This window comes from Kitasatospora sp. NPDC056446 (genome assembly GCF_042796115.1).
Taxonomy (GTDB): domain Bacteria; phylum Actinomycetota; class Actinomycetes; order Streptomycetales; family Streptomycetaceae; genus Kitasatospora.
The window spans coordinates 1-21,616 of record NZ_JBHTRF010000028.1 but is presented as its reverse complement, the minus strand read 5'-3'; the positions used below and the strand labels follow the sequence as shown (position 1 = coordinate 21,616).

Genomic DNA, 21,616 nt, shown 5'->3' with positions numbered 1-21,616 from the left:
GGGGGGGGGGGGGTCGGCGGGGGGGCCGGGGGGGGGGGGGGGGCGGGCCCACCTCCCCCCGCGGCCGGTGGACCGTCAGAGCGCCGTGTGGGTCAGCCAGTGGTCCAGCAGGGCCCGGTCGCCCGTCACCGACACCCGGCGGTCCTGCGGCGGGAGGCGGCGGGAGACCACCAGCATGAGGTCCGCCACCGCCCCCGACACCACCACGTCGGCTTCGACCGGCCCGCGCCGCCACCGCGGCACCTCGGGCGTCCTGGTGATCACCCAGCCCTGCCCGGACCTCGGCCGGAACCCGATCCGCTCGCCCCGGCCGCGCAGCCCGGCGACGGCGGGCCTGACCGTCTCGAAGGCCGGCGTGGACAGCAGCTCCAGGGTCTCGCTGATCACGTCGGCCGCGAGGTCGTCGGCGATCCCGAACGCGGTTCCGGTGGCGAGCGCCGCGTCGTAGTGGTGGACGCAGGTGTCGCCGAGCTGCCTGCGCAGCCAGAAGGCCGCCGGCCTCGGCCCGAAGAACGTGTTCAACCCGGTGTCCGCGCCGATCTCCCGGATCGTGTCGACCAGTTCCTCCACGCCTTCGCGGAGCCAGCGGCCCCACCCGTCCGGCGCGCCGGGATCGGCCAGCCACGGGTCGGGGGCGGGCAACTGCTCGCCCGCGCGCACGAGTTCGGCCGCCCACCGGTGCTCCTGGCCGACGTGCCCGACGAGGGTGCGCAGCGGCCACTGCGGGCAGGTGGGCACCGGCGTGTCCGGGTCCCTTCCGGCTACCGCCCGGGCGAACCGCCCGGTCTGCTCCCGCAGGCCCTCCACGAGCCGTGCGGTGTCCGGCATCGACGTCGTCATGATGCTCCTCTCAGGGGGTCACCCGGGTACGGTAGGAACTCCAGTCCAGTGGAGGTTCAAGTGCCTTTGCTCGATGAGACGTCGGGGATCGGCGACCTGGCCCGGCTGACCGGCGTACCGGTGCGCACCATCCGCTTCTACTGCGACGAGGGCATCATCGACTCGGTGCGCAGTACGGGCGGGCACCGCAGGTTCGACCGGGCGGCGGTGGAGCGGCTCGGCCTGGTCCGGCGGCTGCGCAGGGTCGGGCTCGGGCTGCCCTCGATCAGGCAGGTGCTCGCCGGCGAGCGCTCCGTGGCCGAGGCCGTCGCGGCCGAGCGGGCCGCGCTCGACGTACGGCTCGCGGACCTGGCCTGGCGGCGGGCCTCGCTGCGCGCCGTCGAGGAGGCCGGACCGGCCGACCGGGCCGCCAGGCTGGAGCTGCTGGCCGCCATGGAGGGCGGGGGAGCCGCCCGGGACGCGCTGATCGACTTCTGGAGGCGCGCGATGGTCGCCCCGGTGTCGGAGGCGATGCTCACCGCGTTCGTCGCCATCGCCGTACCCGAGCCGCCCGCCGACCCGACCCCGCCGCAGGTGCTGGCCTTCGCCGAGCTGTTCGCCCTGGCCGGCGACCGGGAGCTGACCCGCGGCCTGCTGGCCAGGGCGCGGGCGGCAGCCGGACTGATCGCCGACGAGGACGAGTTGGTGAGCGGGATCGGCGAGGCGTGCGCGCTGGTCCAGCCCATGGTGCGGGCCGGTGAGCCGCCCCGGGCGGGCCCGGGACTCGACCGGTTCGTCGCGGCCCACGCCGCCGTCCGCGGCGACTCCGACACCCCGCGGTTCAGGGGCCGGCTGCTGGCCTACGTGGCCGTCGACCGCGACCCGCGGATGCGCCGCTACTGGCGGCTCGTGGCGGAGGCGGGCGGGGAGCCGGTCACGCTCGGCCTGTCCTACCTGTGGCTGACCGACTCCCTCGCCCGCTCCGCCCGCCCCGCACGCCCTGGCGGCGCCGCACGCTCTGGCGGCGCCGCATAGCCGCCCCGGGGCCGGTGCCTTCGATGATTCGATTCGAGACGAAGTTGTGAGCTATTCACTGACGTTCTGTCACACGGGAGCGTTACGTTCCCTCCATGAATCGAATGACACGTGTGTTCTCCGTCGCGATCGTCGGCGTCTCCGCCCTGCTGCTCTCGGCTTGCGGATCCTCTTCTTCCTCCTCCTCGTCGGCGACGAAGGCCGCTGCTCCGGACACTTCCGCACCGAGCTCCGCGCCGAGCGCCGCGCCGACTTCCGCGCCGAGCACGGCGCCTTCGGGCGGTGCCGCCTCGGCTCCGGCCGGCGGTGCGGCGACCCCCGCGCCCACGACGGCGGCGGCGGGCGGCGCGGCTCCGGCCGGCGCCAACACCATGACCATCAAGGGGACCGGCGGCGGCACCTTCCAGCTTGAGGCGGGGTCCTGCATCGGGAGCAAGGCCCCGTCCGGGAAGCTGGTCCTGACCGCGGAGAACACCGGGACCGCGAAGGCCGGTGTGATCATCACCTTCGACGGTGCCGGGAATGTGAGCGCGCTGGTGACCACCGGCGACGCCGATACGGCGAACGCCATCGTGTGGTCCGGAACGGCCCCGATCGGTGCGACGGCCGCCCGGACCAAGGACGCCATCACGCTCACCGACATGCCGGTCAACCAGCTGCTGGGCGCCAAGGGCACGATCAGCGCCACCCTGAAGTGCGAGGGCACCGACGGACTGCTCTGATCCGAGCTGCGTGGGAAGTCGGTTCAGCCGACTTCCCACGCAGGCCGACCGGATAGATCGGCCTGGCCGACTTCGCGCGCAACCTCTGTCAGGTGTGCGGGAGTTCGTCGGCCTTGATGGCGGTGACGAACGCCGTCCAGGCATCGGCGGGGAAGACGAGCACCGGCCCGCTGGGGTCCTTGGAGTCCCGGACGGGGACGACGCCGGAAAAGCCGTCGGCGACCTCGACGCAGTTGCCCTGATTGCCACTGAACTTGCTTTTCCGCCACGCCGCGCGCTTCAGGCTGTCCCGACCCGGGTCGATCATTCGAGTTCCTTTGCGATCTGCGCGAGAAGTCGGTCGGCCGACTTCCCGCGCAACCTCTGTCAGGTGTGCGGGAGTTCGTCGGCCTTGATGGCGGTGACGAACGCCGTCCAGGCATCGGTGGGGAAGACGAGTGCCGGCCCGCTGGGGTCCTTGGAGTCCCGGACGGGAACGACGCTGGCGTCGAGGATCGCGACCTCGACGCAAGCGGATTGTCCGTTACTGCGGGTGGACTTGAACCACACCGCTCCTGTCAGATCAACCGTGTCCATAGCTTCCTGCCACTTCGGAGATCAGCTGTTTCGACGCCTGCTCACTGAGCGCCGTCTCCCAGATGTTCGTGAACGCCGCGTCGTAGCGTTCCACTTCGTTGGGCTTGTCCAGATACAGGTCGCCGGTGTAGCCGTCCGCGTAGACGGTCGGTGGCTCCGACTCGGAACCGTCGCCGTTGAGCGGGAAGCGCAGGATTCCGAACGGGCCTGTCAGGACGCCCAGGTGCAGACCCGTCTTGAACGGGACCACCTTGAGGGTGACGTTGGGCAGCTCGCCTACCTCCAGCAGGTGGGCGAGCTGCCCGGCCATGACCTTGTCGCCACCGATGGGACGCCGTAGTACCGCCTCATTGAGCGCGACGTCGAAGACCGGCGGATCGGTGACCCTGGTGAGAAGCACCTGGCGAGCCGAGCGCAGGTGGACTCGTCGCTCGATCTCGTCTTCGTCCTCGCGAGGGTTGTGCGCTCGCATGATCACACGTGAGTAGTCCTCGGTCTGCAACAGGCCGGGAACCAACTCGCTCTCATACCAGGCGATCTTCGAAGCCGCCTCTTCCAGCCCGATGAAGAGGTCGAACCCCTCCGGGATGACATCCCCGTAGGCGTGCCACCAGCCCCGGGCCTTGGTCTCCTTCGCCAGCCCCATCAGGGCCTCGGTCAGTTCGGCGGGCGCGCCGTAGACCTTGCACATGGCCTCGACGTCGAGGCTTCGCAAGGACGTGTGACCGCTTTCGATGCGCCACATCTTCGCTTCCGACCACTCCAGGCTGCGAGCCGCCGCCCGCACCGTGAATCGCGATTGGTTGCGCAGATCGCGCAGGTACCGCCCGAGTTGCCTGCGCGGCACCGTTGATCCAGTTGACCCTTCCGGCATGGCCTTCCCCTTCCTGGCTTCCAGTATGAAGCACCGTCAGCGCTCGAAATGAAAGCACCTGCATGCCCGCTTCGCAATGAATGTCAACCAAATGAGTTACATCATTCGAATGCCCCAAAATGAAGTCTTGCAGATTGCTGAGCGTCTTGGGCAGACTACGGGCAGTAGTCCGACTGCTCGCTCACGGCGATCTGACGGGTGGCCACCTGGGCACTTCCATGCCCGTTCCTGGCCGACGCCGCCTACTGCGAGCCACGCCCGGAGGAAGCCCCGCCATGCCCGGAACGTTGAAGAAGCCACCCAGCCTCGCCAGCTCGCACCCCCGCCGTCTGCCCCGCCATCGCAGGTCCGCGTGGGCGCCGATCGGAGAGGGCGGCGCGCAGTGAGCGACGGGCTCCCCTTCTCCGTGACCGTCGAGATCGTGGGTTTCACCGGGCCCACCACCTTCGCCAGTCTCTTCGACGCCCTGGACGTCCTCCGGGCCGGCCTCGCGCTGCTCCCGCTGGACGCCGACCAGGCCGACTGTCTCGCCGACCAGTTCGGCCCCCGCGCCGCCGGGCGGATCGCCCACCGGCTGTACCGATTCGGCGCGGTGGGGGCGGTCGCGTTCGTCGGGCTCGACCCTCACCCGATCTACGTGTGCAGGGCGGCCTCCCCGCCACCGGCCGGGGCAGAGGCATCCTGAGCTGCCCGGCTGATAACGGAACGGTTGCGGAGCCCGTCCTTCCCGTGCCCAGGTCTTGACGGCACGGGGAGGGCGGGCGTTTGCTGTGACCCGCTCGTTGGAACGTGTTTGGTTCTGGTTTGTTTTGTGTGTTTGAACGTTCAAATCAGCGAGCGCCACCCACCCTCCCCTTGCTCTCCCTGCCTTCCGGCGCCGCCCCATCGAGAGGAATGCAATGTCACACCTTTCCCGACGCGATCTGCTCCGCGCCTCCGGAGCGGGCCTGCTGGCCCTGGCCGGCGGCGGCACCCTCGCGGCCTGCGGCGGCTCCGGCTCGGGGAACGCCTCGGGCGGGGACGCCGACACCGGCACCATCACCGTCTGGTCCTGGGCCACCGCCGCCGACGCCCTGCGCGGGATCGTCCCGGCCTTCGAGAAGGACAACCCGGGGATCAAGGTCGACGTCCAGGACATCGGCGAGCCCGCCATCTGGGACAAGATCACCGTCGGCATGGCGGCCGGCGGCCAGGGCCTCGGCGACGTCCTGCACATCGGCTGCGACTACCTCCCCGGCTACCAGGAGAAGTTCCCCGGCGGCCTCGCCGACCTCTCCGCCCTCGGCGCCGACGCTCACAAGGACAAGTTCGCCAAGGGCCTGTGGCCGGTCGTCACCGGCAAGGACGGCCACGCCTACGCGCTGCCCTGGGAGGTCAACGCGCTGGGCTTCTTCTACCGCAAGGACTACTTCGACAAGGCGGGCATCGACCCCGAGACCTTCGCCACCTGGGACGACCTGCTCGCCGTCGCCGACCGCTTCAAGGCCGCCAACCCCGGCGTCGCGCTGATCGGTGTCAACCGGGCCGCCAACCCCACCCCCGACCTGGACTTCCTCCAGGGCCTGATGCAGCTCCAGGGCGCCTTCTACTTCGACCTCCAGGGCAAGATCACCGTTGCCTCGGAGCCGGCCGTGCGCGCCCTGACCATCATCAAGCGGCTGGACGAGGCCGGGCTGATCGGCGACACCCCCGGCGTCCAGAGCTGGCCGCCGGTGATGAAGACCGGCAAGCTCGCGGTGGCCGCGATGCCCACCTGGGTCGCCCACTACCTGGAGAAGAAGTTCCCCGACCAGAGCGGCAACTGGCGCCTCACCAAGCCCCCGGCGGTCACCCCCGGCGGCAAGCGCACCGCCCTGGTCAACTCCACCCACCTGGCCGTCGCCGCCTCCAGCCCGCGCCGCCGCGCCGCCTGGAAGTTCGTCGAGTACGCGCTCACCCGCCCCGCCTCGGTCAACACGATGTTCAACGCGGGCGGTGTCTTCCCGGCTCTCACCGAGGCCTACAGCGACCCGATGTACTCCACCCCGAGCGCCTTCTACGGCGGTCAGCCGGTGCTCAAGACCTTCACCGACCTCGCCACCGAGGGCGGCGACCCCACCAACTACTCCAGCGACTACGCCCGCGCCCTCAAGCTCGTCAGCGACGCCCAGACCAAGGTGTTCCTCAAGGGCGCCGACCCCGCCGCCGTCCTCCAGGACGCCGCCAAGCAGCTCGCCCAGCAGACCGGGCGCGGCCTCGTATGAGCACCGCCGGCCCGCCCGCCCGTCCGTCCCTGATCGCGCCCGGCGGCCCGTCCGGCCGGTCCTCGGTGCTCGCGAAGAAGCCCGCCGGCCCCCGCCGTTGGCGCCGCACCGCCGTGCCGTACCTGCTGCTCGCCCCCGCCCTGCTCACCTTCGGCGTGTTCAAGGCCTACCCGGTCGTCGACTCGCTGCTGCTGTCCTTCACCACCGGATCCGGCACCGCCACCCGCAACGCCGGACTGGCCAACTACCGTCGCCTGCTGGACGATCCGCTGTTCTGGACGGCCCTGCGCAACACCGGCGAGATCCTCGTCGTACAGGTCCCGCTGATGCTCGGACTGGCCCTGCTGATGGCCGTCGGCATCAACTCCGCGCTGGTGCGCTGGCGTACGGTGTGGCGGCTCGGCGTCTTCATGCCCTCGGTCACCGGCCTGGTCGCCACCGGCGTGATGTTCGCCTACCTGCTCAAGTCCGACGACGGCGCGGTCAACTGGGCGCTGAACGCCGTCGGCCTGCCCTCCGTCGACTGGCTGGGCCAGCCCGTCTGGGCCCGGATGGCCGTCGTCCTGGTGCTCACCTGGCACTACACCGGCTACAACGCCGTCATCTACCTCGCCGGCCTCCAGTCCATCCCCAAGGAGCTGTACGAGGCCGCGATGGTCGACGGCGCCGGCCCGATCCGCCGCTTCACCGCCGTCACCGTCCCCGCGCTGCGCCCGGTGCTGCTGTTCACGGTCGTGCTCTCGACCATCGGCACGCTCCAGCTCTTCGACGAGCCGTACGTGCTGACCGGCGGCGGACCGGACAACGCGACCCTGACCGTCTCCATGTACCTGTACCAGAACGGCTTCCGGTACTTCGACTTCGGCTACGCCTCCGCCATCGCCTACGCGCTCACCCTGCTCGTGTCGGTGCTCGGCGCGGCCCAGATGCGCCTGATGGGAGAGCGCGAGAAGTGACCTCCAAGACCGTTGACCCCAGCGTGGACCCCCGGCGCGCGGACCCCCGGCGTCCGAGCCCCGAGCGCGCGAACCGCGAGCTCCTGAGCCTCAAGAAGCTGCGCGGCTGGCCGCTGACCTTCTTCCTGGCCGGCATCACCGGGCTGTCGATCGCCCCCTTCTACTGGCTGGTGGTCTCCGCCACCCGCAAGGACACCGAGGTCTTCGACTGGCCGCCCAAGCTGCTGCCCGGCGGGAGCCTCGGCGAGAACCTGGGCCACCTCCAGGACAAGATCGGCCTGCTCCGGGTGGTGGGCAACTCCCTGCTGGTGGCGGGGGTGCAGACCGTCGGGGCGCTCGTCGTCGCGCTGCTCGCGGGCTACGCCTTCGCCAAGTTCCGCTTCCGCGGCCGCACCCTGCTCTTCGGACTGCTGCTCTCCACCCTCGTGGTCCCCGAACAGGTCGTGCTGGTACCGCTGTTCAAGATGATGATGGACTTCGGTCTGCTGGACACCTACCAGGCGCTGATCCTCCCCGGCCTGTGCGTGCCCTTCGCCATCTTCCTGATGCGGCAGTCGCTGAGCAGCCTGCCGGACGAACTCCTGGACGCCGCCCGGGTCGACGGCGCGGGCGAACTCCGGGTGCTGTTCAGCGTGGTGGTGCCGGTGATGCGGCCGGTGCTGGCCGCCCTGTCGATCTTCCTCTTCCTGGGCTCCTGGAACCAGTTCGTCTGGCCGCTGATCGCCCTGCGCAGCCCCGACATGCACACCCTGCCGGTCGCCCTCGCGACCCTGCACGGCAACAAGAGCAACACCGACTACGGCGCGATCCTCTCCGGCACCGCGCTGTCCACCCTGCCGATGATGGTCCTCTTCCTGGTCCTCCAACGGCAGTTCATCTCCGGCCTGCTGGCCGGCGCCACGAAAGGCTGAGCATGACCGAGATCTGGGAACCGCACGCCCCCGCCGCGGCCGACGGCCTGCGCCCGCTCTACGCCGAGGGCCTGGACCTGCGGGTGAGCGGAACGGCGACGGCCCGCGGGGTGGCCGACGGCATCGTCGAGGTGAGCACCGAGGGGAAGGGGGACGTCCGGATCGAGTGGCGCGTCCCCTGCGTCGACGCCACTGCCCTCTGGACGCCCGAACCGCGCGGCACCGGCTGGCTGCCCGCCGCCTGGAGCGCCCCGCGCCGCACCGGCCTGGCCAACGGCGCGCCGATCGGCGCGCTGGTCGGCACCGGGGACGTCGCGCTCTGTGCCTTCGCCGCCGGGCGCCCGGACGTGCTGGCCGGGTCCGGAGTGGTCGAGGAGACCGGGGACTTCCGGTTCTGGGTCCAGGCCGCCGGCCGGCTCACCGTCCGGATCGACACCTCGCGCCGGCACTTCGGGCGGGCCCTGGCCGACCTCGCCGCCTGGTGGGGCGAGGGCCTGACGGTCGACATCCCCGAGGCGGCCCGCCGCCCCGCCTACTCCACCTGGTACTCGATGCACCAGGACGTCTCGCCCAAGGGCGTCGAGACCCAGGCCGCACTCGGCAAGGAACTCGGCATGGACGTGATCATCGTGGACGACGGCTGGATGACCGCCGACCGCACCCGCGGCTACGCCCACTGCGGCGACTGGGAGCCGGTCTCGCTGCCCGACACCGCCGCCCACGTGCGGCGGGTGCACGACCTCGGCGTCCGCTACCTGCTCTGGTACGCGCTGCCGTTCATCGGCAAGGACAGCGCCGCCTACCAGCGGATCGGCCGGCACGCGCTCGCCGACGCCGCCCACATGGGCGCGATCGTCGCCGACCCCCGCTACCCCGAGGTCCGCGACTTCCTCACCGAGCGGCTCGCCCGCGCCGTCGAGGAGTGGGGCATGGACGGCCTCAAGGTCGACTTCGTCGACTGGTTCGCCCGCGCCGCCGAGCGCGACGACGCGCCGGAGGCCGGCCCCGAGGCGGACTGCGCGAGCGTCGACGAGGGCGTCGAGCGGCTGCTCGCGGCCATCCGCGGCCGGATCAGCGCCGCGAACCCGGAGGCGATGATCGAGCACCGCCAGCCCTACGTCAGCCCCGGACTGTGGCCGTACGCCACCATGGTCCGCGCCACCGACTGCCCGCTCAGCCCGCAGGAGAACCGGCAGCGGACGATCGACGTGCGGCTCGCCGCCGGGCCCGTCCCGGTCCACGCCGACATGCTGATGTGGCACCCGGCCGAGCCGCCGGAGCAGGTCGCCTGCCACCTGATCAACGTGCTGTTCTCGGTCCCGCAGATCTCCGTCGACCTCACCGCGCAGAACGACGGGCAGCGCGAGGCGATCGCCTTCTGGCTCGGCGTCTTCCGCGACCACACCGCCACCCTGCAACTCGGCGAACTGCTCCCGGCCCGCCCGGACCTCGGCTACCCGATGGTCACCGCGCGCGGCGACGGCACCATCGCGGTGGCCCGCTACGCCGCCCTGCCGGTGGACGCCTCCGGCGACGGCTGGCACACCCTGCTGGTGGCCAACGCGGACGCCGACCCGGACGTCCGGCTCACCGGCGGCAGCGGGACGGTCTCGGCCACCGTGCAGGACGCCCGGGGGCGTATCGTCCGGCAGGGCGAGGTCGGGCTGGACCGGGCGGAGCCGATCCCGGTGCCGCGCGGCGGGCTGCTGACCCTGCACCGCCGCTGACCCGTACGGTCACCGACACCGTACGGTCACCGAACCCCGTACGGCCGTCGGCTCCCGTGCGGCCGGCGACCCCTGTACGGTCGTCGACCCCTGTACGGTCGTCGATCGCCGTACGGTCGTCGACCCCGCCCCGAGGGCCTGGCCACGCTTGGAGAACCGGATGTCCGAGGGACCGCACCGACCGCGCCGCGGCGCCACCACCATCGAGGACGTCGCCCGTGCGGCCGGGGTCTCCCGGCAGACCGTCTCCAACGCGCTCAACGCCCCGCACCGGGTCCGCCCGGAGACCCTGGCGCGGGTCACCGCCGCGATCCGCGAACTCGGCTACCAGCCCGACCAGTCGGCCCGCTCGCTGCGCAGCGGCGCCCGGCGCACCCTCGGCTACCTCGCCCCGGTGGACGACCCGCTCGACCCCAACCCGCTGATGGCCGGCTTCCTGGAGGCCCTGGTCGACGCGGCCGGGGCCGAGGGGCAGCGGGTGCTGCTGTTCCGGCCCGCCCCGCCGGCGGGGGACCCGACGGCCGCGATCGACGAACTGGTGGCGGCCCGTCAGGTCGACGGGCTGGTGCTGGCGGACGTGCTCGCCCGGGACGCCCGGATCGCGCACGTCGCCCGGCTCGGCGTCCCCTTCGTCAGCTTCGGGCGCACCGGCCCGGGGGAGCCGCAGCACTGGGTGGACATCGCCAACGAGGCGGCGATGGCGGCGGTGGTACGGCACCTGGCGGCGCTCGGACACCGCCGGGTCGGCTACCTCGGGGCGGCCGAGGAACTGCCCTGGATGGCGGCGCGGCGGGCGGGCTTCCTCGCCGAGGCGCACCGGCTGGGCCTGTCGGCGGTGCCGGTCTTCCCGGCTGCTCCGGTCTCCCCGGCGGCGCTGCCCGGTCTGCCCGCTCCGGCCGCCGGGCCGTCGGCGGTCGCCGCCGTCCGGGCGCTGCTGCGCGGGCCGGACCGGCCGACCGCCGTCGCGGCGGGCAGCGATCTGGCGGCGCTGGACGTGTACGAGGCGGTCCGGGCGGAGGGCCTGGCGGTCGGGCTCGGCGGGGTGGCCGTCACCGGCTTCCACGACACTCCGCTCTGCCGCCATCTGCACCCCGCGCTGACCTCGGTCCGGCTGCCGCTGCGGGCGATCGCCGGGGCGCTGGTCGGGCGGCTGCTCGACCAGGTGCGGGGGGAGGCGGCGCCGGTGGCGGGGCTGGAGCTGGCGACGGAGCTGGTGGTGCGGGGGAGCAGCGGCGGGCCTGCGGCCGGTGGTTGAGGCCGGTCGCCGGGCCGTAAGCCGTCGGGCCGCCGGCCGTCGGGCTGTCAACCGCCGGTCCGTCAGTCGGAGTCGCTGGTCGGCGCGACGATCAGCTCGCCGACCAGCCGGGCGGCCGCCGCCCGCTGTTCGGCGGGCAGGGCGTCGTCGGTGACCAGGACGTCCAGCCCGTCCAGGGCGGCGAAGGAGGCCAGGCCGACCGCGTTCCACTTGGTGTGGTCGGCCACCACGACCACCCGGCGGGCGGACTGCAGGAAGGCGCGGTTGGTCTCCGCCTCTGCGAGGTTGGGGGTGGTCAGCCCGGCCTCGGGGGAGAGGCCGTGGCAGCCCAGGACCAGCAGGTTGACGTGCAGGGAGCGGATCGCCTGGTCGGCCACCGGCCCGACCAGGGCGTCCGAGGGCGTCCGGACGCCGCCGGTGCGGATCACCGTGGCGGTGGCGGGGGTGCCGTCCTCGTCGGGCTGTTCGAGGAGGTCGGCGATCCGCAGTGAGTTGGTCACCACGGTGAGGCCCTCGACCGCGCGCAGCCGGCGGGCGACGGCGAAGGTGGTCGTCCCGCCGGACAGGGCGACCGCCGAGCCGGGCGGCACCAGTGCGGCGGCGGCCCGGGCGATCGCCTCCTTGGCGGGCAGTTCCCAGTGCGCCTTGGTCTCGAACCCGGGCTCGCCGCTGGCGGGCGCCTCGACCCGTACCGCGCCGCCGTGCACCTTGTGCACCAGGCCGCGACGGGCCAGGGCGTCCAGGTCGCGGCGGACGGTCATGTCGGACACCCCGAGGTCGCGGACCAGCTCGGTCACCCGGACCCCGCCGCGCGCGCGGACCTGCTCCAGGATCAGCACGCGGCGCTGCCCGGCGAGCGGTTGGGCGCTGTCTGCCATCGGGGGTCCCTCCTCGGGGCGGTGACGGGCCGCCCGGTGCGGCCCCCGCCATCATGGCAGGCGGCGGACGCTTCCGGACAGCCGGTCCTGTTGGATAGTGTTCGAGATTGTTGATTCATGTCGGATTTTTGTCGGAACGAGACGGGAGAATCGAGGCCATGTCCGGGACGACCCTGACCCAGCCCACCAGCAGGACCGTGACCGCACTCGCGGACGGTCGCCAGCTGATCTACTACGACCGCGGCCCCGCCGTCCCCCGGAACACCCGCGACGAGCGCCCGCTGGACCCGCGGGCCCCCGGCTCCGAGGTCCGGCTCGACCCGGCCACCGGCGACTGGGTCACCGTCGCCGCGCACCGCCAGGCCCGCACCTACCGGCCCCCGGCCGAGGAGTGCCCGCTCTGCCCGTCCCGCGACGGCCGGCTCAGCGAGATCCCGGCCGAGGACTACCAGGTGGCGGTGTTCGAGAACCGCTTCCCCTCGCTCGCCGGACCGCCGGCCGCACCCGTCCACGGGGCCGACGGCCTGTGGACCGGCGGCCCCGGCGCCGGCCGCTGCGAGGTGGTCTGCTTCACCGCCGACCACGACGCCTCCTTCGCCGACCTCACGCCCGAACGGGCCCGCCTGGTCCTGGACGCCTGGACCGACCGCACCGCCGAACTCTCCGCCCTGCCGGGCGTGCGGCAGGTCTACTGCTTCGAGAACCGGGGCGCCGAGATCGGCGTCACCCTCGCCCACCCGCACGGCCAGATCTACGCCTTCCCCTTCACCACCCCGCGCACCGCCCGGATGGCCGCCCGCGCCACCGCGCACCGCGCCGACACCGGCCGCAACCTCTCCGACGACCTCCTCGCCGCCGAACGCGCCCACGGCGAACGGGTCGTGCTCTCCGGCGAGCACTGGACGGCCTTCGTCCCGTACGCCGCCCGCTGGCCGTACGAGGTCCACCTCCTCCCGCACCGCCGGGTGCCCGACCTGACCGCCCTGGACGAGCGGCAGCGCGCCGAATTCCCGTCCGTCTACCTGGAGTTGCTGCGCCGATTCGACCGGCTCTTCGGCACCGGACGCACCCCGTACATCTCCGCCTGGCACCAGGCGCCGGCCGGCCTGCGCGACGAACTGGCCCTGCACCTGGAGCTGTTCACCATCCGGCGCACCGCCGACAAGCTCAAGTACCTGGCCGGCGTGGAATCCGGCATGGACGCCTTCGTCAACGACGTCACCCCCGAGGACGCGGCCCGCCGGCTGCGGGAGGTAGCCCAGTGAACCCCCTGAACTCCGTGAACCCCGTACCGGCCGCTGACACCCAGGACACCCCGGGCACCCCGGACACCTTCGCCGGGCTCTACGGCCGCCCCGCCGAAGGGGAGTGGGCCGCCCCCGGTCGGGTGAACCTGATCGGCGAGCACACCGACTACAACCTCGGGTACGTCCTGCCGATCGCCATCCCGCAGACCGTCCGCGCCCAGGCCGCCCGCCGGGACGACGGGCTGCTGCGGCTCTGGTCCGCCCAGGGCCGCGGACCGGTCACCGAACTGCGGCTCGCCGACCTCGCCCCCGGCGCGGTGCCGGGCTGGTCGGCCTACCCCGCCGGCGTGGTGTGGGCGCTGCGCGAGGCCGGGCACCGCATCGGCGGCGCGGACATCCGGCTCGACAGCGACGTCCCCGGCGGCGCCGGGCTCTCCTCCTCGGCGGCCCTGGAATGCGTCGTCGCCACCGCCTACGACGACCTGTACGGGCTGGGCCTGTCCGGCACCGAACTCGCCCTGCTCGCCCAGCGGGCCGAGAACGCCTTCGTCGGCGTGCCCTGCGGGATCATGGACCAGATGGCCTCGATGTGCTGCCGCCCGGGCGCCGCGCTCTTCCTGGACAGCCGGGACGTGACCATGCGCCAGGTCCCGGTCGACCTCGCGGCGGCGGGCCTCGCCCTGCTCGTCCTGGACACCCGGGTGAAGCACGACCTCGGCGACGGTGCCTACGCCGCCCTGCGGGCCGGCTGCGAACGGGCCGCCGCCCTGCTCGGGCTGCCCGCGCTGCGCTCGCTGGACCCGGCCGGGCTCGCCGGCGCGCTGTCCGAACTCCCGCCGGAACTCGGTCCGTTGGTGCGCCACGTGGTCACCGAGAACGCGCGGGTGGAAGCCGCCGTCGCCCACCTGGACGCCGGCGACCCCGCCGCGATCGGCCCGATCCTCACCGCCGGCCACGCCTCGCTGCGCGACGACTACCGGGTCTCCTGCCCGGAGACCGACCTCGCCGTCGAGGCCGCCGTGGCCGCCGGCGCCCACGGCGCGCGGATGACCGGCGGCGGCTTCGGCGGCTCCGTGATCGCCCTGGTGGACGCCGCCGGGGCCGAGCACGTCGCCGCCGCCGTCACCGCGGCCTTCCGTGCCGCCGGGTACCGCGAGCCGCGCACCCTCACCGCCGTCCCGGCCGACGGGGCGCGCAGACTCGCCTGACGCTCGGGCCCGGCTGACGCTCAGGCCCGGCTGACGGTCAGGCCCGGTGGGCCTCCGGGCGCTCGGGGGACGCCTCCGCGAGCGCCCGGGTCACGGCCTCGACCCCGGCGCGCAGCCCGTACACCGGCGTGGCGGGCTGCTGGCGCCAGGAGTCGTCGATCCCGCCCGCGTCCACCGTGTCGAAGCCCAGCTCGTCGACCAGCGCCCGGACGACCCGCTTGGCCGCCTCGTCGTCCCCCGACACCGGCACGGCCAGCCGCTCCGGCGCGCCCGCCGGGAGCGGGCGCTCCACCAGGTCCTGCGCGTAGGTGCCGTTGAACACCTTCACCACCGGGTGGCCGAGGTGCTGCTCCGTCCAGCGGCTCTCCGTCAGGCCACCGTCCTCGATCGCGTCGATCCGGCCGTCGCGCTCCTTCGGGTAGTAGTTGCCGGTGTCGATCACGGCGACGCCCTCGGCGGCGCCGTCGAACAGCCCGGAGGGCAGGTCGGGCACGTTCTTCAGCGGAACGGTGACCACCACGACCTGCGCGCCCCGGGCCGCCTCGCCGACCGTCACCGCCTTCGCGCCGGTCTCCTCGACCAGCGCCCCCAGCGTCTCCGGGCCGCGCGAGTTGGCCACCGAGACGTCATGCCCCAGGGCCGTCAGCCGCCGGGTGAGATTGCCGCCGATGTTGCCCGCGCCGATGATGCCGATCTTCATGGGAAGCCCCTCGTGGGTGAGTCCGTACTGGCTCGTCGCCTTGGCCCAACCACGTGGTGACCGCCTCGATTCCCCACCCGGCGCACGGTTTTGCCGCACCCGGGTGACCGCCCGGCACCAGCGGGTGACTCCCCGGCACCTGCGGGTGACTCCCCGGCACCTGCGGGCGGCCGCCCGGCAGCCGGGTGGGCCGCCCGTCGGCCCGGGTGGTCCTGCCGGACCCAGGGTCGGGGCGGGCCTGGTACCGGCCCCCGCCCCGCGCCGAGGGTGGGCCCATGAACGCGAACCGCACCCCGTCCGGCCCGTCCGGCCCGTCCGGCCCGTCCGACCCCTCCGGCCCCGTGGACCCCGTCGTCCTCGTCACCGGCGGCACCAGCGGCATGGGCCTCGCCACCGCCCGCCGCCTCCTCGACTCCGGCACCCGGGTCGTCGTCACCGGCCGTGACGACGCCCGGCTCGCCCGCGCCGCCCGGCAGCTCGACGCCGCCGACCGGCTGCTCACCGTCCGCGCCGATGCCGCCGTCCCGGCCGACCTCGCCCGCCTGGCCGACACCGTGAACGAGCGGTACGGCAGGCTCGACGGCGTGTTCGCCAACGCGGGCGTGGCCGGCTTCCAGCCGCTGGAGGAGGTGACCGAGGCCGACTTCGACCGGATCGTGGGCGTCAACCTCAAGGGCGTCCTGTTCACCGTCCGGCACGCCCTGCCGCTGCTCGACGCGGCCGGCGGCGGTTCGGTCGTCCTCAACGCCTCCTGGACCCCGCACCGCGGCCTGCCCGGCGCCGCCGTCTACGCGGCCACCAAGGGCGCCGTCCTCAGCCTCGCCCGCACCCTCGGCAGCGAACTCGCCGGGTGCGGGATCCGGGTCAACTCGGTCAGCCCCGGCTACATCGTCACCGGGATGTTCCACGCGGCGGTTCCGGACCCGGCCGACCACGATCCGATCCGCGCCCAGGTCCCGCTCGGCCGGCTCGGCACCGCCGAGGACGTCGCCGAGACCGTCGCCTTCCTGCTGTCCGACCGGTCCTCGTACATCACCGGCCAGGACATCACGATCGACGGCGGCCTGGTCCCCGCCTTCCCCTCCCTGACCGGCTGAGCCGCGCTGAGCCGCCCGGGGCCGCCCGGAGCCGCCCGGGGCCGCCCGGAGCCGTGCCTGGTCCTGCCAGGACCAGGCACGGGGACGCCCGCCCGGGGCAGAATCGGCACCGTGAACCCGAGCAGCGCCCTGAGCGAATTCCTCCGTACCCGCCGCGCCCGGCTGCGGCCCGAGGACGTCGACGTCCCCGACTACGGCGGGCGCCGCCGGGTCGCCGGACTGCGCCGCGAGGAACTCGCCCACCTGGCGGGCGTCAGCGTCGACTACTACACCCGGCTCGAACAGGGCCGGGTCGGCAACCCGTCGGAATCCGTCCTCGACGCCGTCGCCCGGGCGCTCAGGCTGGCCCCCGACGAGTCCGGCCACCTTCACCGCCTTGCCCGCCCCGCCACCCGGCCGCGCCGCCCCGCCGCCCGCCAGCAGCCCCGCCCGTCCCTGCTGCGCCTGCTCGACCGGCTGGACCACACCCCGGCCGTGGTCATGGGCCACCGGATGGACATCCTCGCCTGGAACCACGCCGCGGCCGCACTCTTCGGCGACTACGGCGCCCTGCCGGCCGAGGAGCGCAACATCGCCCTCATCACCTTCCTCGACCCGGCGTCCCGCGAGCTCTACGGAGACTGGGCGACCTGCGCCCGGGAGAACGTCGCCTTCCTCCACCTCGAAGCCGGCCGCCGCCCCGACGACCCCCTGCTCGCCGGACTGGTCGGCCGACTCTGCCTCTCCAGCGAGGAGTTCCACCACTTCTGGGCCGAACACCCGGTCGCCGACAAGACCTCCGGCCGCAAGGTCTTCCACCACCCGCTGGCCGGCACCCTCGACCTCGCCTACGACACCCTCCGCCCCGCCGACGACCCCGGCCAGGCCCTCATCACCTACACCCCCGACCCGGACACCCCCTCCGACGACGCCCTTCGCCTCCTGCTCTCCTGGACGGCCCCACCCCGCTGACCCGCCGGCACCGGCCGCCGGTACGAACTCCTGCGCGCCGGCGCGGCGGAGGCGGTCCGGCGGACCGCTTCGCCCGCTCGGCTCGGACAACTCTTCCTTCTCCACGGCATCCTGACGTCATGACATCCGGACGGTTCTCCCGTACCGTCCGTCCACGTGACCCCCGACCAGGCGCACGTGAACCGGATCTTCCTCCCCGCCACCTACGCCGAGGGCGTCCCGTACGACATGTTCCGTGAGCTACGGGCCGAAGCACCGGTCTGCTGGGTGGAGGAGCCGGCGGTGGGGGAGTGGCCAGCCGGGCCGGGTTACTGGGCGGTGCTGCGGCACGCCGACGTCAAGCACGTGCTGCGCGGCCCCGAGCTGTTCTCCTCCCACCTCGGCGCGACCCAGATCCGGGACCCGGACACGCCCGCCGACCTGGCCTTCGCCCGCACGATGATGCTCAACCAGGACCCGCCCGACCACTCCCGGCTGCGCCGGGCCGTCGCCGCCGCCTTCACCCCGCGCGCGCTGCACGAGCTGACTGCCGACATCGAGCGGCGCGCGGCCGAACTCGTCGCGGCGGTCCGCCCGTCGGGCGAGGCCGACTTCGTGCCGCTGGCCGCCGATCTGCCGGTGTGGACGCTGGCGCGGATCCTGGGCGTGCCCGAGCAGGACCGGCAGCTGCTGGTCGACTGGTCGAACCGGGTGATCGGCTACCAGGACCCCGACCACGCCCGGTCCGGCACGGCCGACCCGTCCCGGCTCTCCGCGACGGGAAGGGCCGCGCTCGACCGCCGCCCCGCCGCCCTGACCACCCCCGACGGCCGCCCGGTCAACCCGCGCTCCCGCGCCGCCCTCGCCGACATGTTCGCGTACGCCCACGCGCTCGCCGAACAGCCGCCGCAGGGCAGCATGGTCGCCCGGATGCTCGAAGCCGGCCTGGGCGCCAGCGAGTTCGAGACGATGTTCTTCCTGTTCGGCGTCGCCGGCAACGAGACGCTGCGCAACGGCCTGCCCGGCGGCCTGTACTCCCTGCTCACCCACCCCGAGCAGTACGAGCGGCTGGTCCGGCGGCCGGACCTGACCGGGTCGGCGGTGGAGGAGCTGCTCCGGTTCTGGCCGCCGGTGCTGGAGTTCCGGCGGACCGCCACCCGGGACACGGTGCTGGCCGGGCAGCCGATCCGGGGCGGCGACAAGGTGGTGGTCTACCACGCCTCGGCCAACCGGGACGAGGCGGTCTTCCCTGACCCGGACCGTCTGGACATCACCCGCGCGCCGAACGACCATGTGAGCTTCGGGTTCGGCCCGCACTTCTGCGTGGGGGCGCGGCTCGCCCGGATCCAGATGTCGGCGCTGCTCCGCCGGACCGTCACCGCCCTGCCCGGTCTGGAACTCGCCCCCGGTCCGGCGCCGAGGCGGCTGGTCTCCAACTTCCAGAACGGTTTGAAGGACCTGCGCGTCCGCTGGCGGTAGCCGCACCGGCCGGGCGGCGGCCGGGAGGGCCCGGTCAGCCCGCGCAGGCCGGGCAGAGCCCCCGGTAGGTGACCTCGGCCTGGGAGACGGTGAACCCGAAGCGCTGTTCGGCCGGGAGGTCGGCGAGCGGGTTGCCGAGCGGGTGGACGTCGCGGATGGCGCCGCAGCCGGTGCAGACCAGGTGCTGGTGCGGGTGGTGCGCGTTGGGGTCGTAGCGCTTGGCGCGCCCGTCGGTGGCGACCTCGACGACCTCGCCGAGGGTGACCAGCTCGCCGAGCGTGTTGTAGACCGTCGCCCGGGAGATCTCAGGGAGGCGCTCGGCCGCCCGGGCGTGCACCTCGTCCGCGGTCAGGTGCACGTGGTCGCCGTCCAGGACCTCGGCCACGACACGCCGCTGGGACGTGAGGCGCCAACCGCGCCCGCGCAGCCGCTCCAGCAGGTCACTCATATCGGTTCACCTATTCAGGTCAAGGGGAAGACCGGAGTTTACCAATACACATCCTGCGCCCTCCGGAACCCGATCGGATATGGGCTTGGTGGCTTTCTTGACTTGGATTCCGTCCATCGTAGGATCGGCTCCGGCGCTAGCCTGGGTAGCAACGGCAGGTGGCTCCCGTCGCTGCGGTGCGCAGCGGCAACACCTGCCGCAGGCAGCCAGAGAAGACACCGTGATCCGCCTTGTGAGGGAAGGATTCCCATGTCTGACATCCACGATGCGACCGGCGCAGAGGCGAATGCGGAAGGTTGCCCGGTGAATCACGGGCGCGCGCCGCACCCCACCCAGGGCGGCGGGAACCGCCAGTGGTGGCCGGACCGGCTCAATCTCAAGATCCTTGCCAAGAACCCCGCCGTCGCCAACCCGCTCGGCGGGGACTTCGACTACGCGAAGGCCTTCGCCGCCCTCGACCTCCCGGCGGTGAAGCGGGACATCCAGGAGGTCCTCACCACCTCCCGGGACTGGTGGCCGGCCGACTACGGCAACTACGGCCCGTTCATGATCCGGATGGCCTGGCACAGCGCCGGCACCTACCGGATCAGCGACGGCCGCGGCGGCGCCGGCGGCGGCCAGCAGCGCTTCGCCCCGTTGAACAGCTGGCCGGACAACGCCAGCCTGGACAAGGCCCGCCGCCTGCTGTGGCCGGTGAAGAAGAAGTACGGCCGCAGCCTGTCCTGGGCCGACCTGATCATCCTCACCGGCAACGTCGCGCTGGAGGGCATGGGCTTCCGCACCTTCGGCTTCGGCGGCGGCCGGGTGGACGAGTGGGAGCCGGACGAGGACGTCTACTGGGGCCCGGAGACCACCTGGCTGGGCGACGAGCGCTACACCGGCGACCGCGAGCTGGAGAACCCGCTGGCCGCCGTCCAGATGGGCCTGATCTACGTCAACCCCGAGGGGCCCAACGGCAACCCGGACCCGATCGCCGCCGCCCGCGACATCCGCGAGACCTTCTACCGGATGGCGATGAACGACGAGGAGACCGTCGCGCTGATCGCCGGCGGCCACACCTTCGGCAAGACCCACGGCGCCGGCCCGGCGGACAACGTCGGCCCGGACCCGGAGGCCGCGCCGATGGCGCAGCAGGGCCTGGGCTGGAAGAGCAGCTACGGCACCGGAGTGGGCGGGGACGCGATCACCAGCGGCCTGGAGGGCGCCTGGACCGCCACCCCGGTCACCTGGGACAACAGCTTCTTCGAGACGCTGTTCGGCTACGAGTGGGAGCTCACCAAGAGCCCGGCCGGCGCGCACCAGTGGAAGCCCAAGGACGGCGCCGGCGAGGGCACCGTCCCGGACGCCCACGACCCGGCCAAGCGCCACGTCCCGATCATGCTGACCACCGACCTGTCGCTGCGCCTCGACCCGGTCTACGAGCCGATCTCCCGGCGCTTCCTGGCGAATCCGGACGAGTTCGCCGACGCCTTCGCCCGCGCCTGGTACAAGCTGACCCACCGCGACATGGGCCCGATCGTCCGCTACCTCGGCCCGGAGGTCGCGACCGAGCAGCTGCTCTGGCAGGACCCGCTGCCGGAGGCCGGCTACCGGCAGGTCGAGGCGGCCGACGTCGCCGACCTCAAGCGGCGGATCGGCGCCACCGGCCTGTCGGTGTCCGAACTGGTCTCCACCGCCTGGGCGGCGGCCTCCTCCTTCCGCTCCAGCGACAAGCGCGGCGGCGCCAACGGCGGCCGGATCCGGCTCCAGCCGCAGATCGGCTGGGAGGTCAACGAGCCCGACCGGCTGGCCACCGTGCTGCGCGCCCTGGAGGGCGTGCGGGAGGAGTTCAACGCGCAGGCCGGCGGCGGAAAGCAGGTCTCGCTGGCCGACCTGGTGGTGCTGGCCGGCGGCGTCGGTGTCGAGCAGGCGGCGAAGGCGGCCGGCCTCGCGGTCGAGGTGCCGTTCGCGGCCGGCCGGGTGGACGCGCCGCAGGAGCTGACCGACACCGAGTCCTTCGCCGCGCTGGAGCCGAAGGCGGACGGATTCCGGAACTGGGCGGGCAAGGGCAACCGGCTGCCGGCCGAGTACCTGCTGCTCGACAAGGCGAACCTGCTGGGCCTGAGCGCTCCCGAACTGACCGTGCTGGTCGGCGGCCTGCGCGTGCTGGGCGCCAACCACGGCCGGTCCGCGCACGGCGTGCTGACCGCGACCCCGGGGGTGCTGACGAACGACTTCTTCGTCAACCTGCTGGACCTGGACACCCGTTGGACGGCCACCTCGGAGGACTCGCACGCCTTCGAGGCCCGGGACGACTCGGGCAAGGTCGTCTGGACCGGCACCCGGGCCGACCTGGTCTTCGGGTCCAACGCCGAACTGCGGGCCGTCGCCGAGGTGTACGCGAGCGACGACGCCCAGGAGAAGTTCGTGACGGACTTCGTGGCGGCCTGGGTCAAGGTCATGAACGCGGACCGCTTCGACCTGGTCTGACCCTCACCCGCCGGTGAGGCCGGGAGCCCGGGGCGTCGACGC

The 21,616-nt window shown here is 73.2% G+C and carries 22 protein-coding genes; 14 read left to right on the top strand and 8 right to left on the bottom strand.

Annotated elements, in window-relative coordinates; genetic code table 11:
- Positions 1-75 precede the first annotated feature (75 nt).
- A complete protein-coding gene (locus ACFQ6N_RS19255) occupies positions 76-840 on the bottom strand; it encodes a maleylpyruvate isomerase family mycothiol-dependent enzyme (protein ID WP_380650307.1) in 765 nt (254 codons plus the stop codon).
- Positions 841-900: 60 nt separating this feature from the next.
- Here ACFQ6N_RS19255 and ACFQ6N_RS19250 point away from each other — a divergent pair, with 60 nt between their 5' ends.
- Entirely contained in the window at positions 901-1,854 is a 954-nt protein-coding gene (locus ACFQ6N_RS19250) for a MerR family transcriptional regulator (protein WP_380650306.1), read from the top strand.
- Between the two features lie 82 nt (positions 1,855-1,936).
- On the opposite strand, the gene ACFQ6N_RS19245 is transcribed toward ACFQ6N_RS19250, so the two are convergent.
- Positions 1,937-2,233, bottom strand: coding sequence for a hypothetical protein (locus ACFQ6N_RS19245; RefSeq protein ID WP_380650305.1), 297 nt, complete (start codon positions 2,231-2,233; stop codon positions 1,937-1,939).
- On the opposite strand from ACFQ6N_RS19245, the gene ACFQ6N_RS19240 reads away from it, so the two are divergent.
- Complete coding sequence (locus ACFQ6N_RS19240) at positions 2,226-2,576, top strand: hypothetical protein (RefSeq protein ID WP_380650304.1); 351 nt, start codon at positions 2,226-2,228, stop codon at positions 2,574-2,576. The two genes, ACFQ6N_RS19245 and ACFQ6N_RS19240, sit on opposite strands and share 8 nt — an antisense overlap.
- 88 nt (positions 2,577-2,664) lie before the next feature.
- On the opposite strand, the gene ACFQ6N_RS19235 is transcribed toward ACFQ6N_RS19240, so the two are convergent.
- Genes ACFQ6N_RS19235 through ACFQ6N_RS19225 form a run of 3 tightly spaced genes read right to left on the bottom strand, consistent with a single transcriptional unit; the run spans position 2,665 to position 4,026 of the window.
- A complete protein-coding gene (locus ACFQ6N_RS19235) occupies positions 2,665-2,883 on the bottom strand; it encodes a DUF397 domain-containing protein (protein WP_380650303.1) in 219 nt (72 codons plus the stop codon).
- A gap of 59 nt (positions 2,884-2,942) precedes the next feature.
- Positions 2,943-3,152: a DUF397 domain-containing protein gene (locus tag ACFQ6N_RS19230; RefSeq protein ID WP_380650302.1), complete on the bottom strand. Its 210-nt coding sequence runs from the start codon at positions 3,150-3,152 to the stop codon at positions 2,943-2,945.
- Complete coding sequence (locus ACFQ6N_RS19225) at positions 3,139-4,026, bottom strand: helix-turn-helix domain-containing protein (RefSeq protein WP_380650301.1); 888 nt, start codon at positions 4,024-4,026, stop codon at positions 3,139-3,141. The genes ACFQ6N_RS19230 and ACFQ6N_RS19225 overlap by 14 nt, the downstream gene beginning before the upstream one ends.
- A gap of 382 nt (positions 4,027-4,408) precedes the next feature.
- Here ACFQ6N_RS19225 and ACFQ6N_RS19220 point away from each other — a divergent pair, with 382 nt between their 5' ends.
- The 6 genes from ACFQ6N_RS19220 to ACFQ6N_RS19195 all read left to right on the top strand — a co-directional run bounded on the left by ACFQ6N_RS19220 (position 4,409) and on the right by ACFQ6N_RS19195 (position 11,118).
- The gene (locus ACFQ6N_RS19220) at positions 4,409-4,711 is read left to right on the top strand and encodes a hypothetical protein (protein ID WP_380650300.1); all 303 of its coding nucleotides are present in this window, start codon (positions 4,409-4,411) and stop codon (positions 4,709-4,711) included.
- 214 nt (positions 4,712-4,925) lie between these two features.
- Positions 4,926-6,269, top strand: coding sequence for an ABC transporter substrate-binding protein (locus ACFQ6N_RS19215; protein WP_380650299.1), 1,344 nt, complete (start codon positions 4,926-4,928; stop codon positions 6,267-6,269).
- On the top strand, positions 6,266-7,225 hold the full coding sequence (locus tag ACFQ6N_RS19210) for a carbohydrate ABC transporter permease (RefSeq protein WP_380650298.1): 960 nt from the start codon (positions 6,266-6,268) through the stop codon (positions 7,223-7,225). Before ACFQ6N_RS19215 ends, ACFQ6N_RS19210 begins: the two co-directional genes overlap by 4 nt.
- A complete protein-coding gene (locus ACFQ6N_RS19205; protein ID WP_380650297.1) occupies positions 7,222-8,136 on the top strand; it encodes a carbohydrate ABC transporter permease in 915 nt (304 codons plus the stop codon). The genes ACFQ6N_RS19210 and ACFQ6N_RS19205 overlap by 4 nt, the downstream gene beginning before the upstream one ends.
- A 2-nt stretch (positions 8,137-8,138) precedes the next feature.
- Positions 8,139-9,863, top strand: a complete 1,725-nt coding sequence (locus tag ACFQ6N_RS19200; RefSeq protein WP_380650296.1) for a glycoside hydrolase family 36 protein — start codon at positions 8,139-8,141, stop codon at positions 9,861-9,863.
- A gap of 160 nt (positions 9,864-10,023) precedes the next feature.
- A complete protein-coding gene (locus ACFQ6N_RS19195) occupies positions 10,024-11,118 on the top strand; it encodes a LacI family DNA-binding transcriptional regulator (RefSeq protein WP_380650295.1) in 1,095 nt (364 codons plus the stop codon).
- Between the two features lie 62 nt (positions 11,119-11,180).
- Here ACFQ6N_RS19195 and ACFQ6N_RS19190 read toward each other — a convergent pair whose 3' ends face one another.
- The gene (locus tag ACFQ6N_RS19190) at positions 11,181-11,996 is read right to left on the bottom strand and encodes a DeoR/GlpR family DNA-binding transcription regulator (RefSeq protein ID WP_380650294.1); all 816 of its coding nucleotides are present in this window, start codon (positions 11,994-11,996) and stop codon (positions 11,181-11,183) included.
- A 158-nt stretch (positions 11,997-12,154) separates the two neighbouring features.
- Here ACFQ6N_RS19190 and galT point away from each other — a divergent pair, with 158 nt between their 5' ends.
- A complete protein-coding gene (gene galT, locus ACFQ6N_RS19185) occupies positions 12,155-13,261 on the top strand; it encodes a galactose-1-phosphate uridylyltransferase (protein WP_380650293.1) in 1,107 nt (368 codons plus the stop codon).
- Between the two features lie 14 nt (positions 13,262-13,275).
- On the top strand, positions 13,276-14,451 hold the full coding sequence (gene galK / locus ACFQ6N_RS19180; protein WP_380650292.1) for a galactokinase: 1,176 nt from the start codon (positions 13,276-13,278) through the stop codon (positions 14,449-14,451).
- A gap of 37 nt (positions 14,452-14,488) precedes the next feature.
- Here galK and ACFQ6N_RS19175 read toward each other — a convergent pair whose 3' ends face one another.
- Entirely contained in the window at positions 14,489-15,250 is a 762-nt protein-coding gene (locus ACFQ6N_RS19175) for an NADPH-dependent F420 reductase (RefSeq protein WP_380650291.1), read from the bottom strand.
- Between the two features lie 176 nt (positions 15,251-15,426).
- On the opposite strand from ACFQ6N_RS19175, the gene ACFQ6N_RS19170 reads away from it, so the two are divergent.
- The 3 genes from ACFQ6N_RS19170 (at position 15,427) to ACFQ6N_RS19160 (ending at position 18,657) form a co-directional block, all read left to right on the top strand.
- On the top strand, positions 15,427-16,248 hold the full coding sequence (locus ACFQ6N_RS19170) for an SDR family NAD(P)-dependent oxidoreductase (RefSeq protein ID WP_380650290.1): 822 nt from the start codon (positions 15,427-15,429) through the stop codon (positions 16,246-16,248).
- A 111-nt stretch (positions 16,249-16,359) separates the two neighbouring features.
- Entirely contained in the window at positions 16,360-17,199 is an 840-nt protein-coding gene (locus tag ACFQ6N_RS19165) for a helix-turn-helix domain-containing protein (RefSeq protein ID WP_380650289.1), read from the top strand.
- Positions 17,200-17,427: 228 nt separating this feature from the next.
- Entirely contained in the window at positions 17,428-18,657 is a 1,230-nt protein-coding gene (locus tag ACFQ6N_RS19160) for a cytochrome P450 (protein WP_380650367.1), read from the top strand.
- 34 nt (positions 18,658-18,691) lie between these two features.
- Here ACFQ6N_RS19160 and ACFQ6N_RS19155 read toward each other — a convergent pair whose 3' ends face one another.
- Positions 18,692-19,105 carry a Fur family transcriptional regulator gene (locus ACFQ6N_RS19155; protein ID WP_380650288.1) on the bottom strand — a complete coding sequence of 138 codons (414 nt, stop codon included), beginning with the start codon at positions 19,103-19,105 and terminating at the stop codon, positions 18,692-18,694.
- A gap of 249 nt (positions 19,106-19,354) precedes the next feature.
- Between ACFQ6N_RS19155 and katG the strand changes: the two genes are divergently transcribed.
- Positions 19,355-21,574 (top strand): catalase/peroxidase HPI, encoded by a 2,220-nt coding sequence (gene katG / locus ACFQ6N_RS19150; RefSeq protein WP_380650287.1) that lies wholly within the window; start codon positions 19,355-19,357, stop codon positions 21,572-21,574.
- Positions 21,575-21,616 lie beyond the last annotated feature (42 nt).